The 16,513-nt window shown below is 71.0% G+C and carries 12 protein-coding genes; all 12 read left to right on the top strand.

The window, feature by feature from the left end; genetic code table 11:
* Positions 1 to 573 precede the first annotated feature (573 nt).
* The 12 genes from Q7T15_RS08440 (at position 574) to Q7T15_RS08385 (ending at position 16,500) form a co-directional block, all read left to right on the top strand.
* Positions 574 to 1,281, top strand: a complete 708-nt coding sequence (locus tag Q7T15_RS08440; RefSeq protein ID WP_304695221.1) for an L-ribulose-5-phosphate 4-epimerase — start codon at positions 574 to 576, stop codon at positions 1,279 to 1,281.
* A complete protein-coding gene (locus Q7T15_RS08435; RefSeq protein ID WP_304695218.1) occupies positions 1,278 to 2,996 on the top strand; it encodes an FGGY-family carbohydrate kinase in 1,719 nt (572 codons plus the stop codon). Before Q7T15_RS08440 ends, Q7T15_RS08435 begins: the two co-directional genes overlap by 4 nt.
* Positions 2,997 to 3,004: 8 nt before the next feature.
* Positions 3,005 to 4,513, top strand: coding sequence for an L-arabinose isomerase (gene araA, locus Q7T15_RS08430; protein WP_304695227.1), 1,509 nt, complete (start codon positions 3,005 to 3,007; stop codon positions 4,511 to 4,513).
* Positions 4,514 to 4,619: 106 nt separating this feature from the next.
* On the top strand, positions 4,620 to 5,741 hold the full coding sequence (chvE, locus tag Q7T15_RS08425; protein WP_370689126.1) for a multiple monosaccharide ABC transporter substrate-binding protein: 1,122 nt from the start codon (positions 4,620 to 4,622) through the stop codon (positions 5,739 to 5,741).
* Positions 5,742 to 5,868: 127 nt separating this feature from the next.
* Complete coding sequence (gene mmsA, locus Q7T15_RS08420) at positions 5,869 to 7,395, top strand: multiple monosaccharide ABC transporter ATP-binding protein (RefSeq protein ID WP_304695223.1); 1,527 nt, start codon at positions 5,869 to 5,871, stop codon at positions 7,393 to 7,395.
* On the top strand, positions 7,382 to 8,602 hold the full coding sequence (mmsB, locus tag Q7T15_RS08415; RefSeq protein ID WP_304695216.1) for a multiple monosaccharide ABC transporter permease: 1,221 nt from the start codon (positions 7,382 to 7,384) through the stop codon (positions 8,600 to 8,602). The genes mmsA and mmsB overlap by 14 nt, the downstream gene beginning before the upstream one ends.
* Before the next feature lie 213 nt (positions 8,603 to 8,815).
* Positions 8,816 to 10,261, top strand: a complete 1,446-nt coding sequence (locus tag Q7T15_RS08410; RefSeq protein WP_304695214.1) for a GH1 family beta-glucosidase — start codon at positions 8,816 to 8,818, stop codon at positions 10,259 to 10,261.
* A 66-nt stretch (positions 10,262 to 10,327) separates the two neighbouring features.
* Complete coding sequence (locus tag Q7T15_RS08405) at positions 10,328 to 10,918, top strand: HhH-GPD-type base excision DNA repair protein (protein ID WP_304695212.1); 591 nt, start codon at positions 10,328 to 10,330, stop codon at positions 10,916 to 10,918.
* 187 nt (positions 10,919 to 11,105) lie between these two features.
* A complete protein-coding gene (locus tag Q7T15_RS08400) occupies positions 11,106 to 12,335 on the top strand; it encodes a multidrug effflux MFS transporter (protein WP_304695210.1) in 1,230 nt (409 codons plus the stop codon).
* A gap of 65 nt (positions 12,336 to 12,400) precedes the next feature.
* Positions 12,401 to 13,171 (top strand): phosphatase PAP2 family protein, encoded by a 771-nt coding sequence (locus Q7T15_RS08395; RefSeq protein WP_304695208.1) that lies wholly within the window; start codon positions 12,401 to 12,403, stop codon positions 13,169 to 13,171.
* Between the two features lie 33 nt (positions 13,172 to 13,204).
* Complete coding sequence (locus Q7T15_RS08390) at positions 13,205 to 14,500, top strand: saccharopine dehydrogenase family protein (protein ID WP_304695206.1); 1,296 nt, start codon at positions 13,205 to 13,207, stop codon at positions 14,498 to 14,500.
* An 86-nt stretch (positions 14,501 to 14,586) separates the two neighbouring features.
* A complete protein-coding gene (locus Q7T15_RS08385; RefSeq protein WP_304695204.1) occupies positions 14,587 to 16,500 on the top strand; it encodes a helicase HerA-like domain-containing protein in 1,914 nt (637 codons plus the stop codon).
* Positions 16,501 to 16,513 lie beyond the last annotated feature (13 nt).

The raw sequence follows: 16,513 nt of genomic DNA, 5'->3' as shown, positions 1-16,513 counted from the left end.
GCGCCAGCTACCGACTCCGCGACCGCGGCATCGACACACTCCCGAGCATCAGAGCGCAGAACCAGGCACACTAGAACGACGAAGCGGTGGCCTCACTTTCGCCCGTCGCATCGGCCTCAAATTCGGGCGTCGTCGACAGCGGGCCGGCGCCCGCGGTCCGGGCCATACGACGGACCAGCGCAGCGCGACGAGTGGGACAGTCGCGGGGGCGCGGGCGGCGGCGGGCGGGGGCGCGGATGCCTGCAGGACGGCGCATGTCGAGGCTGTTACCGACTTGTGACCGTTTCGCGCGGGGACCGTCTTGACAGATGTGACCGTTTCGCCGTTAGAGTGCATCAACGCAATGTGAACGGTCACATCACGAACCCCGGTTCGGATCGGCCGAGCGCAGAGCACCGCTGCCGCCTCGCGACCACCACCGCGGGGCAGCAGGCCCGCAGCACCTCGCGCCACCGCGGGGCCGCAGCACCGCCGCACCCCACACCACCGCGGGGCAGCAACGCACCGCACCACCGTTCCCCCTGTTCCACCCCGGCGTCGGGTCCACCGTCGCCGCCGTGACGATGGAGTCCCGTGATCGCTCTGAGCCCCGAGGTGCAGGTCGCCGTCGCGCGCGTTCGCGACGAGGTCGCCGCCCTCCACGCCGAGCTGGTCCGCAACGGTCTCGTCGTCTGGACCGGCGGCAACGTCTCCGGCCGCGTCCCGGGCGCCGACCTCTTCGTCATCAAGCCGTCGGGCGTCTCCTACGACGACCTCGACCCAGCGAACATGATCCTCTGCACGCTCGACGGCGAGGTCGTCCCCGACACCCCCGGCAGCGACCGCAGCCCCTCGAGCGACACCGCGGCGCACGCATACGTCTACCGGCACATGCCCGAGGTCGGCGGAGTCGTGCACACTCACTCGACCTACGCGACCGCGTGGGCGGCGCGCGGCGAGAGCATCCCGTGCGTCATCACCGCGATGGCCGATGAGTTCGGCGGCGACATCCCGGTCGGACCGTTCGCGATCATCGGCGACGACTCGATCGGCCGCGGCATCGTCGAGACGCTCTCCGGCCACCGCTCGCGCGCAGTTCTCATGCAGAACCACGGCCCGTTCACGATCGGTCGCGACGCGCGCGACGCCGTCAAGGCCGCCGTCATGCTCGAGGATGTCGCACGCACGATCCACCTCGCTCGACAGCTGGGCGACCCGCTCCCGATCGAGCCCGCCGCGGTCGACGCGCTGTTCGATCGGTACCAGAACGTCTACGGCCAGTCGGGAGGGCCGGCCCGATGAGCGCGCTCAAGACCCGCGCGCCCGAGACGCGCACGCCCGAGACCCGCGCCGTCGCCACCCGCACCCCCGCCGACGCGATCGCCACCGGCCGCGTCGCCCTCGGCATCGAGCTCGGCTCGACGCGCATCAAGGCGTGCCTCGTCGACGCGGATGCGCCGAGCACCGTTCTCGCGACGGGCGGCCACGAGTGGGAGAACCAGCTCGTGGACGGCGTGTGGACCTACGACCTCGCCGACGTCGAGCAGGGCATCCGCGCCGCGTACGCCGCCCTCGCCGAGGACGCCCGCACCCGCCACGGCGCCGCGCCGACGACGCTCGCCGCGCTCGGCGTCTCGGCGATGATGCACGGCTACCTCGCCTTCGACGCGGACGACTCGCTGCTCGTCCCGTTCCGCACCTGGCGCAACACGAGCACGGGGGCCGCGGCGGCCGAGCTCTCCGCGCTGCTGGGCGCGAACATCCCGCTGCGCTGGTCGATCGCGCACCTGCACCAGGCCGTCCTCGACGGCGAGGAGCACGTCGGCCGCATTGCCCACCTCACGACCCTCGCCGGCTACGTCCACCACCGCCTCACCGGCGAGCGCGTGCTCGGCGTCGGCGACGCGAGCGGAATGTTCCCGCTCAACGCCGACGGCACCGACTACGACGCCGACCTCCTCGCCCGCTTCGACGCGCACGTCTCCGGGTCGGCCCTCGCGGGCCCCCTGCAGCGGATGCTCCCTCGCGTGCTACCCGCCGGCGCGACCGCCGGCACCCTGACCGCCGCCGGCGCCGCCCTGCTCGACCCGACCGGGGCCCTCCAGCCCGGCGCCCCGCTCTGCCCGCCCGAGGGGGATGCCGGTACCGGCATGGTCGCGACGAACGCCGTCGCTCCGCGCTCGGGCAACGTGAGCGCGGGCACGAGCATCTTCGCGATGGTCGTCCTCGACCGGCCGCTGAGCGCCCCGCACTCCGAGATCGATGTCGTCGCGACGCCCGCGGGCGACCCGGTCGCGATGGTGCACTGCAACAACGGCACGAGCGAGCTCGCCGCGTGGGTCGGCACCTACCGCCGCTTCGCCCAGCTCGCCGGCGCGACCACCACCGCCGACGAGGCCTACGCGCTCCTGCTCGCCGAGGCGCTCGACGGCGCTCCCGACGCCGGCGGCGTGCTGGCCTACAACCAGGTCGCGGGCGAGCCGGTCGCGCAGCTGACCGCGGGCCGCCCGCTCGTCGTGCGCACGCCCGAGAGCCGCCTCACCCTCGCGAACGTCATGCGCGCCCACGTCTACGGCGTCTTCGCCGCCCTCGCCCTCGGGATGCGCGCCCTCCACGAGGAGGGCGTCACGATCGAGCGGATGCAGGCCCACGGCGGGCTGTTCCGCACGGCCGGGGTCGCGCAGCGCCTGCTCGCCGCCGCGCTCGACGCGCCCGTCGGCGTCGCCGACAGCGCCTCCGAGGGCGGCGCGTGGGGCATCGCGGTGCTCGCGGCGTTCACGGCCGAGACCGCCGCCGGCGCGCAGACGAGCGCGCAGACGAGCGCGCAGTCGGCCGCGCAGACCCACCAGCCCCTCGCCGACTACCTCGCCACCCGCGTCTTCGACGACGCCGACACCGCCGCCGTCGCCCCCGACCCCGCCGACACCGCCGGCTTCGCCGCCTACCTCGCTCAGTACGAGGCCGGTCTCGCCATTGAGCGTCGCGCCGTCGACGCCCTTGCAGGAGGACCCCAGTGACCCGCAGCATGATCCCCGACCTCCGCACCCTCGAGGTGTGGTTCCTGACCGGGAGCCAGAACCTCTACGGCGACGAGACCCTGCGCCAGGTCGCCGAGCAGTCGCAGGCGGTCGTGGCCGGCCTGCAGGCGGCCGCGGACATCCCCGTCACGATCGTCTGGAAGCCGACCCTCGTCGATTCGGCGAGCATCAAGCGCGTCATGCTCGAGGCCAACGCCGCCGAGAACGTCATCGGCGTCATCGCGTGGATGCACACCTTCAGCCCCGCGAAGATGTGGATCGCCGGTCTGGACGCGCTCTCCAAGCCGCTGCTGCACCTGCACACGCAGGCGAACGTCGAGCTGCCGTGGGGCGAGATCGACTTCGACTTCATGAACCTCAACCAGGCCGCGCACGGCGACCGCGAGTTCGGCTACATCGCCTCGCGCATGAGCGTCGCCCGCGCGACCGTCGTCGGCCACGTCTCGAACCCGGCCGTCACCGCGCGCGTCGGCGTGTGGGCCCGCGCGGCCGCCGGCTGGCATGCGACGCACGAGCTCAGGCTCGCCCGCTTCGGCGACAACATGCGCTTCGTCGCCGTCACCGAGGGCGACAAGACAGAGGCCGAGCTGCGCTTCGGGGTCCAGGTCAACACCTGGGGCGTCACCGAATTGGCGGATGCTGTGCACGCGGTCGGCGACACCGAGGTCGACCGGCTCGTCGAGGAGTACCTCGACCTCTACGACGTCGCCCCCGAGTTGCACCCGGGCGCGGAGCGCGCCGACAGCCTGCGCTACGGCGCCGCGATCGAGCTCGGCCTGCGCGGCTTCCTCGAGGGCGGCGGGTTCGGTGCCTTCACGACGAGCTTCGAGGACCTCGGCGCGCTGCGCCAGCTGCCTGGCCTCGCCGTGCAGCGCCTCATGGCCGACGGCTACGGTTTCGGCGCCGAGGGCGACTGGAAGACCGCGGTGCTCGTGCGCGCCGCGGCCGTCATGGGCGCGGGCCTCCCCGGCGGCGCGAGTCTCATGGAGGACTACACGTACCACCTCGAGCCCGGCAACGAGCTCATCCTCGGCGCGCACATGCTCGAGGTGAGCCCCGCGCTCAGCTCGCAGCGCGCGCGCCTCGAGGTGCACCCTCTCGGCATCGGCGGCAAGGAGGACCCGGTGCGCCTGGTCTTCACGGCCGACGCGGGCCCCGCGGTCGTCGCGGCCCTCAGCGACATGCGCGACCGGTTCCGGCTCGTCGCGAACGTCGTCGAGAACGTGGCGCTGCCCGCCCCGATGCCCCACCTGCCCGTCGGGCACGCCGTCTGGAAGCCGGCGCCCGACTTCGCCACCTCGGCAGCCGCCTGGCTGACCGCGGGGGCGGCGCACCACACGGTCATGACCACGCAAGTGGGCGTCGACGTCTTCCGGGACTTCGCGACCATGGCCGGCGTCGAGCTCCTCGTCATCGACGAGGCCACCACGCTCGAGGGGTTCGCGCGCGACGTGCGCGCGAACGCCGCCTACTACCGACTCGCTCAAGGAATCTGAGCGGGGCCCCCAGAACCTCCCGGCTCTGCCGGGAACCGGAGCCAGAGCTCGTGGCCGAGCGACGGACCCGAACGCACCACCACACTCCCCATCGAAAGGACACACAGTGAAGAACTCCAAGTTCCTCCTCGGCATCGCTGCCGCAGGAGTCATGTCGCTGGCACTCTCCGGCTGCGCCGGTGACCGCACCGGCGGCTCTACCGGCGGCGACGGCGGCGGCGACGAGGCCGGCGGCATCGTCGGCGTCGCGATGCCGACTCAGCAGTCGGAGCGCTGGATCGCGGACGGCGAGAACGTCCAGTCGCAGCTCGAGGAGCTCGGCTACGAGGTCGACCTCCAGTTCGCGAACGACGACATCCCCACGCAGGTCTCGCAGATCGAGAACATGATCTCGAGCGGCGCCGAGGCGCTCATCATCGCCTCGATCGACGGCACGACGCTCACCGACGTGCTGCAGCAGGCGGCCGACGCGGGCATCCCGGTCATCGCCTACGACCGCCTCATCAACGGCAGCCCGAACGTCGACTACTACACGACGTTCGACAACTTCCAGGTGGGCGTGCAGCAGGCGACGTCGCTGCTCATCGGCATGGGCGTCTTCGACGAGAACGGCGAGCGCACCGACGCTGCCGGTCCGTTCAATGTCGAGCTCTTCGCCGGCAGCCCCGACGACAACAACGCCGGGTTCTTCTTCAACGGCGCGATGAGCGTCATCCAGCCCCTCATCGACGACGGCACTCTCGTCGTCCCGTCGGGCCAGACAGCGTTCGAGCAGGTGGCGATCCTCCGCTGGCTGCCCGAGACGGCTCAGGAGCGCATGGAGAACATCCTCACCATCATCGGCGACACGCAGATCGACGGCGTCCTCTCGCCGTACGACGGCCTCTCGATCGGCATCATCTCGGCCCTCACGTCGGGTGGCTACTCGACCGACGCCCTCCCCGTCATCACGGGTCAGGACGCCGAGGTCGGCTCGATGAAGTCGATCATCGCGGGCGAGCAGTACTCGACCATCTTCAAGGACACCCGTCTGCTCGCCGAGCAGGCCGTCTCGATGGTGGATGCTCTGCTCTCGGGCGAGGAGCCCGAGGTCAACGACACCGAGACCTACGACAACGGCGAGAAGATCGTCCCGTCGTACCTCCTCGAGTCGACGATCGTCACAGTCGACAACTACGAAGAGGTTCTCTTCGACAGCGGCTACTACACCGCTGAGGACCTCGCCTAGTAGGTTCGCACCACCGCGGTGCGGGCTCGGCCGAGCGATCGGCCGGGCCCGCACCATCCCTCATCATCGCGAGAGCCCTCGCACAACCGAGGAGAGGAAGAGGACCGCCGTGAGCACCATCCTCGAAATGCGCTCGATCACGAAGGAGTTCCCCGGCGTCAAGGCGCTGCAGGACGTCTCCATCACCGTCGAGCGAGGCCACGTCCACGCCATCTGCGGCGAGAACGGGGCTGGGAAGTCCACCCTCATGAAGGTGCTGTCGGGCGTCTACCCGCACGGCACGTACACGGGCGACATCGTCTTCGAAGGCGAGACGATGGAGTTCAAGGACATCCGCGACAGCGAGAAGTCCGGCATCGTCATCATCCATCAGGAGCTCGCGCTGAGCCCCTACCTCTCGATCGCCGAGAACATCTTCCTCGGCAACGAGCGCGCCAGGCGCGGCTTCATCGACTGGGACGAGACGAACGCGGAGGCGGCCAAGCTGCTCGCCCGCGTCGGACTCGGCGACAGCCCGACGACCGTCGTGCGCGAGATCGGCGTCGGCAAGCAGCAGCTCGTCGAGATCGCCAAGGCGCTCTCCAAGAACGTCAAGCTGCTCATCCTCGACGAGCCCACCGCCGCCCTCAACGACGAGGACTCGGCCCACCTGCTCGACCTGATCCGCCACCTCAAGGGGCAGGGGATCACGTGCATCATCATCAGCCACAAGCTCAACGAGATCAAGGCGATCGCCGATGAAGTCACGATCATCCGCGACGGCCGCACGATCGAGACGCTCGCGCTCGCGACGGGCGACATCTCGGAGGACCGCATCATCAAGGGCATGGTCGGCCGCGACCTCGAGCACCGGTACCCGGACCGCTCGGTCGCGATCGGCGAGGAGATCTTCCGCGTCGAGGACTGGACCGTCCACCACCCGACCGACCACGACCGCACGATCATCCACGGCGCATCCCTCTCGGTGCGCGCGGGCGAGGTCGTCGGCATCGCCGGGCTCATGGGCGCGGGGCGCACCGAGCTCGCCATGAGCATCTTCGGCCGCTCGTACGGCTCGCGGATCAGCGGGCGCCTCTACATGCGCGGCGAGGAGATCCAGGCGCGCACGGTTCCGGAGGCCATCCGCAACGGTCTCGCGTACGCCACGGAGGACCGCAAGGTCTACGGCCTCAACCTCATCGAGGACATCAAGCGGAACATCTCGGCCGCAGGGCTTCGCAAGCTCGCCCCGCGGGGCTGGGTTGACGGCGGAGGCGAGCACGTCGTCGCCGAGGGTTACCGCAAGAGCATGAACATCAAGGCGCCCTCGGTCGACGCGATCACGGGCAAGCTCTCCGGCGGCAACCAGCAGAAGGTCGTGCTGTCGAAGTGGCTGTACTCCGACCCCGAGCTGCTCATCCTCGACGAGCCCACGCGCGGCATCGACGTCGGCGCGAAGTACGAGATCTACACGATCATCAACAGCCTCGCCGCGCAGGGAAAGGCGGTCATCGTGATCTCGAGCGAGCTCCCCGAGCTCCTCGGCATCTGTGACCGCATCTACGCCCTCTCGGAAGGGCACATCACCGGTGAGCTCCCCATCGAGCAGGCCACCCCCGAAGCACTCATGGTGCTCATGACCAAGGAGAAGGAGGCCGACCATGTCATCGGCTAGCGCAACCCGCCCCGCGTCCAGCCGTTCGGAGGTGCTCGGCTTTCTGACCTCGCGACTGCGTCAGATCGGCATCTTCGTCGCGCTCATCGTGATCGTCCTGCTGTTCCAGGTGCTGACCGAGGGCCGCCTGCTCACGGCGGGCAACGTCTCGAACATCATCGTCCAGAACAGCTACATCCTGATCCTCGCGATCGGCATGGTGATGATCATCATCGCCGGCCACATCGACCTCTCGGTCGGCTCGGTCGCGGCGTTCGTCGGCGCCATGACCGGTGTCATGGTGCAGGACTGGGGTCTGCCCTGGTGGGCCGCGATCCTCCTCGGCCTGCTTGTTGGCGCGATCGTCGGCTGCTGGCAGGGCTTCTGGGTGGCGTACGTCGGCATACCTGCGTTCATCGTGACCCTCGCGGGCATGCTCCTCTTCCGCGGCCTCACGCAGATCGTTCTCGGCAACACGCAGATCACGCCGTTCCCGAACGAGTACCGCCAGCTCGGCGGCGGGTACCTCTTCCCGCAGCTCTTCCCGGCGGCGACCTCGCCCGCCGAGTGGATCACCGTCGGCCTCGGCCTCCTCGCTCTCGTCATGTTCATCGCCTCGCAGCTGCGAGGTCGCATGAAGCGCGCGAAGCTCAACCTCGAGACCGAGCCGCTGTGGTGGTTCATCGTCAAGGTGGCGTTCGGTGCGGGCCTCATCCTGTTCCTGACCTACCTGCTCGGCGTCGCACCCGGCTCGCGCGGCACCCCGATCGTCCTCATCGTCCTCGGCGTGCTCGTGGTCGTCTACACGGCGGTCATGAACCGCAGCGTCTTCGGCCGCCACATCTACGCCGTCGGCGGCAACCGCCACGCGGCCGACCTGTCGGGCATCCAGTCGCGCAAGATCGACTTCTACCTGTTCGTCAACATGGGCGTGCTCGCGGCGCTCGCCGGCATCATCTTCACCGGCCGCCTCAACTCGGCGGGCCCCGGCGCGGGCAACCTGTTCGAGCTCGACGCGATCGCGGCGTCGTTCATCGGCGGCGCAGCCGTGCAGGGCGGCGTCGGCACGGTCGTCGGCGCCATCACCGGTGGTCTCATCATGGGTGTGCTCAACAACGGCATGTCGCTGCTGGGCGTCTCGACCGACTACCAGCAGTTCATCAAGGGCCTCGTGCTGCTCCTCGCCGTCGCGTTCGACGTCTGGAACAAGCGCCGCGCCCGCGGTTAGCCCGCACGCTCTCGACGCCCCGGTCGCCGCGCGCGGCCGGGGCGTCGGCGCGTTCGCGCAGGGGACCGCCCGGAATCACCACCAGCGGCACGATCGCGCGTGCCCCGAGGAGTGAAGCGTGCCGGCAAGAGTGACGCAGCGTGGGGCGGATGCTCGGCGCGAGCGCGCCGCCTGTGGAAGCGGTTCCACGCTCGGGCACGTAGGCTCAGCAGCATGAACCAGGGCACCCCCGATTACCGCGACTCCGGCCTGGAGTTCCCCGCCGACTTCGTGTTCGGCTCCGCGACCGCGAGCTACCAGATCGAGGGAGCCGCGCACGAGGACGGCCGCGGGCCCTCCATCTGGGACACGTTCAGCCGCACCCCCGGCAAGGTGCTCTACGGCCACACCGGCGACGTCGCCGACGACCACTACCACCGCCTCGACTCCGACCTCGACCTCATGCAGCGGATGGGCCTCGAGTCGTACCGGTTCTCGATCGCGTGGCCGCGCATCCAGGCCGAGGGCACGGGCCCCGCGAACCGGAAGGGCGTCGCGTTCTACAGCCGCCTCGTCGACGGGCTCCTCGCGCGCGGCATCACGCCCATCGCGACGCTCTACCACTGGGATCTCCCGCAGTCGCTCGAGGACGCCGGCGGCTGGACCAACCGCGATACGAGCTACCGCTTCGCCGACTACGCCCACATCATGGGCGAGGCCCTCGGCGACCGCATGGCGATGTGGACGACCCTCAACGAGCCGTGGTGCAGCGCCTACCTCGGCTACGGCTCGGGCGTGCACGCGCCCGGCATCACGAGCGGACGCGCCGCCCTCACCGCCGTGCACCACCTGAACCTCGCGCACGGCCTCGGACTGAGCGCTCTCCGCGACGCGGTACGCAAGCCCGACGCGCAGTACTCGGCGACGCTCAACCTGCACATGATCCGCCCCGGGCTCGACGCCGACGGCGAGCCGCTGCCCGAGAGCGCGGAGGCCGTGCGCCGCATCGACGCCCTCGCCAACCGCGCCTTCACCGGACCGATGCTGCAGGGCGAGTACCCCGCCGACCTGCTCGAGGACACCGCGCACGTCACCGACTGGCAGTTCGTGCGCCCCGGCGACCTCGAGCTCATCCACCAGCCGATCGACGTGCTCGGCGTCAACTACTACTCGACCGTGACCGTCACGATGTGGGATGGCGTCTCGCCCCGCTCGAACGCCGACGGCCACGGCGAGGCCGCCGGCTCGCCCTGGCCCGGCAGCGAGGACGTCGAGTTCATCCAGCAGCCCGGCCCGTACACGGCCATGGGCTGGAACATCGCCCCCGACGGCCTCGAGCAGCTGCTCGTGGAGCTGCACGAGCAGTTCCCGACCCTGCCGCTCATGATCACCGAGAACGGCGCGGCCTTCGACGACGAGGTGCGCGACGGCGTCGTGCAGGACGACGCGCGCATCGACTACCTGCGCCGCCACTTCACGGCCGCCCACCGCGCGATGCAACGCGGCGTCGACCTGCGCGGCTACCAGGTGTGGAGCCTCATGGACAACTTCGAGTGGGCCTACGGCTACACGAAGCGCTTCGGCATCGTGCACGTCGACTACGACTCGCTCGAGCGCACGGTCAAGCAGAGCGGGCACTGGTACAGCGAGCTCATCCGCAGCCGCAGCATCCCGGAGTAGGCGCGGCGGGCATCCGCCCCGCTGTTCGCTGAGCGCCGCCGCAGGCGCGCGTGGTTCGATACGCGCATGGCTCTGAACATCACGGGGGATGCCCCCGCCGACGCGCTGCTTACCGACGACCCGTTCGCGCTCCTGGTCGGGATGCTCCTCGACCAGCAGGTGCCGATGGAGACTGCATTCGCGGGGCCCGCGAAGATCCGCGACCGGATGGGCGCGTTCGACCCCGAGACGGTGGCCGCCGCCGACCCCGAAGCGTTCGCGGCGGTGTTCAAGGAGTCGCCTGCGGTGCACCGGTTCCCGGGGTCGATGGCCGGACGCGTCCAGGCGCTCGCCGCCGAGGTGCGCGACGAGTGGGGCGGGCATGCTGAGGCGATCTGGACGCGGCCCGGGCGCGACGGGCTCGCACCCGACGGGGCCGAGGTGCTCCGCCGACTGCAGGAGCTGCCCGGCTTCGGCGAGCAGAAGGCCAAGATCTTCCTGGCCCTGCTCGGCAAGCAGTGCGGGCTCGAGGCCGAGGGATGGCGCGAGGCCGCCGGCGACTACGGCGCGCAGGGCTCGTACCGCTCGGTCGCCGACATCGTCGACGCCGACTCGCTCGCGAAGGTGCGCGAGGCGAAGAAGGCCGCGAAGGCGAAGTCGAAGGCCGCGAAGGGCTGATCGCCCGGCGCGGTCGCGCGTGCACGTTCTCCGGAGTCTCGGCGAGCCGGCCGCACCCCGGCTGCGGCCCCGCGACGGGCCGAGCCGAGACTCCGGAGAACTGACACGGCCTGGCGCAGACCGCGCGACACGCGCACCCGGTCGAATCGATTCGACACGCGCCCCGCCCGCCCCTACAGTGGTGACAATGACCACCGTCGTGCACCCCGGCGACTCGCTCACTCGGCGCCAGCGCATCGTCTACGTCGTCGTGCTCGGCGCCCTCACCGCTCTCGGCCCCTTCACGGTCGACCTGTACCTGCCGGCGTTCCCGCAGGTCGAGGCCGACCTCGGCGTGAGCATCGCGCTCGTCCAGCTCACCCTCACCGCGACGATGGTCGGCTTCGGCTTCGGCCAGCTCATCGTCGGCCCCTGGAGCGACCGCGTCGGCCGCCGCCTCCCGCTCATCACCGCCTCGACAGTCCACGTCGCCGCGAGCCTCATGGTCGCGGCCGCCCCCGACGTCACGTGGCTGCTCGCCGCGCGCGTCCTGCAGGGCGCCGGCGCGGCTGCGGGCGGCGTCGTCGCGATGGCGATGGTGCGCGATCTCTTCGGCGGGTACCCCCTGGTCCGGATGCTCTCCCGCCTGGCCCTCATCACCGGGCTTGCTCCGATCCTGGCTCCGCTCATCGGCTCGCAGCTGCTCCTGCTGACCGAGTGGCGCGGTCTCTTCGTCGTGCTGGCCGGATACGGCGTGCTCGTCGTCGCCGCCTCCTGGTTCCTCATCGTCGAGACGCTCCCGCCGGCGCGGCGCTCCGACCGGGGCCACTCGACGATCGCCGAGCGCTACCGCGCCCTGTTCCGCGACCGCATCTTCATCGGCGTCGCCGTCATCGGCGGCTTCACCTTCACGGGCCTGTTCGCCTACCTCTCGGCGTCATCGTTCCTCTTCCAGGACGTCTACGGCCTCGACCCGCAGGCCTACGGCGTGGTGTTCGCGGCGAACTCCGTCGGCGTGTTCATCGGCGTCCAGACGAGCGCGCGGCTCGCCAAGCGCATCCCGCCGCAGTGGATCCTCTCGGTGTCGACGGCCGTGCTCCTCATGAGCGCGATCGCGATCGTCGTGCTCGACCAGGCGGGTGCCGGCATGTGGGGCACGATCGTGCCGCTGTTCTTCTTCATCATGGCGTGCGGCTTCGGCTTCCCCATGGTGCAGGTGCTCGCGCTCGCGAACCACGGCAAGGAGGCGGGCACCGCGGCGTCGCTCCTCGGCGCGCTCAACTTCGGCCTCGCCGGCCTGCTCTCGCCGATCGTGGGCGTGTTCGGCATCGGCAGCGCCACGCCCATGGGCGCGGCGATGGCGGTCGCGGCGGCGGTCGCGGTGCTCTCGCTGTGGGTCGTCGTGCGACCGTGGACGGTGCCGGCGCTGTCGCGCTGACCGACGCGTGCGAAACCGCTGAACGGCCTCGGGCATCCGCCCCGCGTGTCGAATAGGGTGCCCTGATGGAGCCCACGACCACCCGCCGCGTCGCCAACCACTGGCCCTGGATCAGCGGGGTGGTGGCCCTCGGGGTCGCCGCCGCGCTCGGCCTCCTGGTCGTGCTGCGCGAGAGCCCCCTCGATCTCGACGCCGAGTGGATGGACGACGTGCTCGCCGAGCGCGTGCCGTCGCTTCAGGTTCTCGCCCTCCTCATGGACCGACTCGGCGGCGGCCCCATCGGCATCTTCGTCGTGCCGCTCGGCCTCGTGGCGCTGCTGCTGATCGCACGCCGCCCCTGGGGCGCGCTGTTCTCGATCATCGCCGCGGCCCTGAGCGCGGGGGCCGTGCAGCTGCTGAAGAGCCTGTTCGCGCGAGCGCGCCCCGAGGACATCCTGGTCATCGCCGACTTCGGGTCCTTCCCCTCGGGGCACGTCGCGAACGCGGCGACGCTCGCGACGACGATCGTGCTGCTGTTCGGTCTGACGCGGTCGAAGGCGTGGGTGTGGATGCTCGGCGCGGGCTGGATCATCGCGATGGCGCTGAGCCGGACCTACCTCGGCGCCCACTGGGTCACCGACACGATCGGCGGCGCGCTCATCGGCATCGCGGTCGCGGTGATCGTGTGGGCTCCGTTCGCGTCGCGACTGGAGCGCGAGCCCCGGCCGTCGAAGAAGGCGCCGCAGCCGACGGGCGCGGCGGCGACGCCGCTCACGCCCGCCGACGGGGCGCCGACGCTCGGGGCCAAGCAGGTCTCGCGCGTGATCACGCCCGCCGGACCCGCGCGCACCCCCTAGCGCACGCGTTATCCATCTGGATAATATGGGCGCATGAGAATCCTCCTCGTCGGCGCCGGAGGCGTCGGAGACGCCATCGCAAAGATCGCCGCTCGCCGCTCGTTCTTCGAGACGATCATCGTGAGCGACTACGACGTGAGCCGCGCCGAGCGCACGATCGCGTGGATCGCCGACCGGCACGGCGCCGAGCAGGCGGGCATCGGCGCGCGCTTCGTGGCGGCGCAGATCGACGCGAGCGACGCATCCGCCGTCGAGCGGGTCGCGCGCGAGCACGGCGCGACGCACGTCATGAACGCCGTCGAACCGAAGTTCGTGCCGACGATCTTCGCCGGGGCCCTCGCGGCCGGCGCCGACTACCTCGACATGGCGATGAGCCTGTCGCACCCGCACCCCGAGCGCCCGTACAGCGAGACGGGCGTGAAGCTCGGCGACGAGCAGTTCGCGGCCGCCGCCGAGTGGGAGTCGGCGGGCCGCCTCGCGCTCGTCGGCATGGGCGTCGAGCCCGGCCTGAGCGACGTCTTCGCCCGGTACGCCGCCGACCACCTGTTCTCGGAGATCGACGAGCTCGGCACGCGCGACGGCGCGAACCTCGTCGTGCGCGACGAGAACGGCGACGAGATCTTCGCGCCGAGCTTCTCGATCTGGACGACGATCGAGGAGTGCCTGAACCCTCCCGTCATCTGGGAGAAGGACCGCGGCTGGTTCACGACGCCGCCGTTCAGCGAGCCCGAGGTCTTCGACTTCCCGGAGGGCATCGGCCCGGTCGAGTGCGTCAACGTCGAGCACGAGGAGGTCCTGCTGATGCCGCGCTGGGTCGACGCGAAGCGCGTGACCTTCAAGTACGGGCTCGGCGACGAGTTCATCGGCATCCTCAAGACGCTGCACCAGCTCGGGCTCGACAGGACCGAGCCGCTGCGGGTGCGATCGGCGAACGGGCCGGTCGAGGTCAGCCCGCGCGACGTCGTCGCGGCAGGTCTGCCCGACCCGGCGACGATCGGGCCCCGGATGACCGGCAAGACCTGCGCCGGGCTCTGGGTCACGGGAACCGGCGTGGACGGCGCGCCCCGCGAGGTGTACCTGTACCACGTCTCCGACAACGAGTGGACGATGGCCGAGTACGAGAGCCAGTGCGTCGTGTGGCAGACCGCGCTCAATCCCGTCATCGCACTCGAGCTGCTCGCGACCGGCGCCTGGAGCGGCACGGGCGTGCTCGGCCCGGAGGCGTTCGACGCCGAGGCGTTCCTCGAGCTCATGGCGCGCCCCGAGGCCGCGGGCGGGTACGGGCAGTCGTGGGGTCTCGAGGAGCGGGAGCCTGCCGCGCGCGTCTGAGGCTGCGCGTCTGAGGCTGCGCGTGTGAGGCTGCTCGCCTGACGCATCCTCCCGTTCGCGCACCCGGCTCGCCTAGGCTGGCGCGCATGAGCGACAGCGACGACGCGACGGAGACGGGTCCGGAGACGGCGACGGAGGCCGCGGCAGCGGTCGAAGCCGCCCGGAAGGCTCTCGAGGAGGCCCAGGCGGCGCTCGCCGAGGCGACCGCGCAGGCAGAGGCCGAGACGCGCGCCGCGGCGGAGACCGCGGAGGCGCCGGCCGAGGCGGCCCCCGCCGAGCCGGTCTCGGCGGCGGACGCGGCGGCGCAGGTAGACGCGACCGCGAACGGTCCGCTCGACGAGGCGCAGGTCGCGGCGATCCGCGACGGCTACGCGATGGAGGGCGCCGCGCTCGAGATGGGCGCGCTCGTGAACGGCGACGCGCGCGCGGACGTGCCGGTGCGCATCCCGCTCGCGATGACGAATCGGCACGGGCTCGTCGCCGGCGCGACCGGCACGGGCAAGACGAAGACCCTGCAGGTGCTCGCCGAGCAGCTGAGCGCGGCGGGGGTCCCGGTATTCGCGGCCGACATCAAAGGTGACCTGAGCGGAATCTCGGTCGCGGGCGAGGCGAGCGAGAAGCTGCTCGCGCGCACCCGCGGCATCGGGCAGGACTGGAACCCGACGGCCCACCCGACCGAGTTCTACTGCCTCGGCGGCATCGGGCACGGCGTGCCGGTGCGGGCGACGGTGTCGAGCTTCGGGCCGCTCATGCTGAGCAAGGTGCTCGGGCTCAACAAGACGCAGGAGTCGAGCCTGGGGCTCGTGTTCCACTACGCCGACAGCAACGGGCTCGCGCTCGTGGACCTCGATGACCTGCGGTCGGTCATCCAGTTCCTGACGAGCGAGGAGGGCAAGCCCGAGCTCGCCGAGTTGGGCGGGCTGAGCTCGGCGACGGCGGGCGTCATCCTGCGCGAGCTCATCGCGTTCGCGGCCGACGGGGCCGACGCGTTCTTCGGCGAGCCCGAGTTCGACACGGCGCACTTCCTGCGCACGACGGCTGACGGGCGCGGCGTGATCAGCCTGCTCGAGGTTCCCGGCGTGGCCGACAAGCCGGCGCTGTTCTCGACGTTCCTGATGTGGATGCTCGCCGACCTGTTCAACGATCTGCCCGAGGTCGGCGATCTCGACAAGCCGAAGCTCGTGTTCTTCTTCGATGAGGCGCACCTGCTGTTCAAGGACGCGTCGAAGGACTTCCTGGCGGCGATCACGCAGACGGTGCGGCTCATCCGGTCGAAGGGCGTCGGCATCTTCTTCGTGACGCAGACTCCGAAGGATGTCCCCGCCGATGTGCTCGCGCAGCTGGGCTCGCGCGTGCAGCACCAGCTGCGGGCGCACACGCCGGATGACGCGAAGGCGCTGCGGTCGACGGTGTCGACGTATCCGACGAGCGGGTACGACCTGGGCGAGGTGCTGACGACGCTCGGCATCGGCGAGGCGATCGTGACGGTCATGAACGAGAAGGGTGCGCCGTCGCCCGTGGCGTGGACGCGTCTGCGGGCGCCGCAGGGCTCGATGGATCCGGCGCCGTCGGCGTCGATCGAGGCGACGATCGCGGCATCGCCGCTGATGGCGCGGTACGGGACGGTCGTGGACCGCGAGACGGCGCACGAGCTGCTGACGGCGCGCATGGCGGCAGCGGAGCAGGCGGAGGCCGCGCGCACGGCCGAGGAGGAGCGCGCCGAGGCGGCCGAGCAGGCGGCTCGCGACGCGGAGAAGCAGCAGGACGCGGCGCAGAAGGAGTACGAGCGCCGGATGCGCGAGCTCCAGAAGAGGGACCGCACGACGACGCGCACGCCGACGCGGACGGGTCGCTCGGGCGGGTCGGGCGGCACGGCCGGCGGGGGCGGGCTCGGCGGAGGGCTCGGCGACGTCGTCGGCGACGCGCTCGGCTCCCGAGCCGGTCAGACGATCGTGCGCGAGGTGCTCCGCGGGATCTTCGGAACGCTCAAGCGCCGCTGAGCGCCGCTGAGCG

The sequence above is a fragment of the Microcella sp. genome (assembly GCF_030645145.1).
Classification (GTDB): Bacteria; Actinomycetota; Actinomycetes; order Actinomycetales; family Microbacteriaceae; genus Microcella.
This window is presented reverse-complemented; position numbering and strand designations above follow the sequence as displayed.

What these genes read in the sequence shown, in the direction of transcription:
- mmsB (WP_304695216.1), top strand. Translation starts at nt 7,382, where the DNA reads ATGTCATCGGCTAGCGCAACCCGCCCCGCGTCCAGCCGTTCGGAGGTG.
- Q7T15_RS08390 (WP_304695206.1), top strand. Translation starts at nt 13,205, where the DNA reads ATGAGAATCCTCCTCGTCGGCGCCGGAGGCGTCGGAGACGCCATCGCA.
- Q7T15_RS08385 (WP_304695204.1), top strand. Translation starts at nt 14,587, where the DNA reads ATGAGCGACAGCGACGACGCGACGGAGACGGGTCCGGAGACGGCGACG.
- Q7T15_RS08435 (WP_304695218.1), top strand. Translation starts at nt 1,278, where the DNA reads ATGAGCGCGCTCAAGACCCGCGCGCCCGAGACGCGCACGCCCGAGACC.
- araA (WP_304695227.1), top strand. Translation starts at nt 3,005, where the DNA reads ATGATCCCCGACCTCCGCACCCTCGAGGTGTGGTTCCTGACCGGGAGC.
- Q7T15_RS08400 (WP_304695210.1), top strand. Translation starts at nt 11,106, where the DNA reads ATGACCACCGTCGTGCACCCCGGCGACTCGCTCACTCGGCGCCAGCGC.
- Q7T15_RS08405 (WP_304695212.1), top strand. Translation starts at nt 10,328, where the DNA reads ATGGCTCTGAACATCACGGGGGATGCCCCCGCCGACGCGCTGCTTACC.
- Q7T15_RS08395 (WP_304695208.1), top strand. Translation starts at nt 12,401, where the DNA reads ATGGAGCCCACGACCACCCGCCGCGTCGCCAACCACTGGCCCTGGATC.
- mmsA (WP_304695223.1), top strand. Translation starts at nt 5,869, where the DNA reads ATGCGCTCGATCACGAAGGAGTTCCCCGGCGTCAAGGCGCTGCAGGAC.
- Q7T15_RS08410 (WP_304695214.1), top strand. Translation starts at nt 8,816, where the DNA reads ATGAACCAGGGCACCCCCGATTACCGCGACTCCGGCCTGGAGTTCCCC.